This is a genomic window from Streptomyces sp. CO7 (genome assembly GCF_053474865.1).
In genome coordinates, this window is the sequence record NZ_JBRIOU010000161.1 from 1 (window position 1) to 384 (window position 384).

At 56.0% G+C, this 384-nt stretch carries 1 protein-coding gene; it reads right to left on the reverse strand.

The window, feature by feature from the left end; translation table 11 throughout:
- The coding region (locus tag ACOV8S_RS31580; RefSeq protein WP_448321896.1) for a hypothetical protein at window positions 1-189 on the reverse strand (189 nt) is incomplete at its 3' end.
- Window positions 190-384: the final 195 nt, after the last annotated feature.

The window sequence follows — 384 nt, forward strand, 5'->3', positions numbered from 1 at the left end:
CCAAAACTGCCAGTTCGGGTCGGTAGACTGCCATCCCACAACCGCCAGCATTTTCGCTATGCGTCCTTGGAAACGCCGCGAATGCTTGGACGCCCGGTGAGCCGAACGATCCTGGGTGCTGGTGCGACATTGGGACTGGGACCAATTGCGTGCCTCCTCGAAGGCTGGCGTCATGATCGTCGTGAACACTTCGCAGTTCGTCCAAGACCGTTTGCTGGAAGACGACATCGCACATTCCGGAGACTAGATGGCATTTCAGAACCGTCAATGGCTCAAAGCGCCAAACGAAGTGTATGTAGTTGCTCGCCTGTCGTTTCGCAGTGGAGCTCTGGTCCTCGTCAATATCGCGGACGAAGAAAGGTGCCCAGTTCTTCTCCGTTTGTG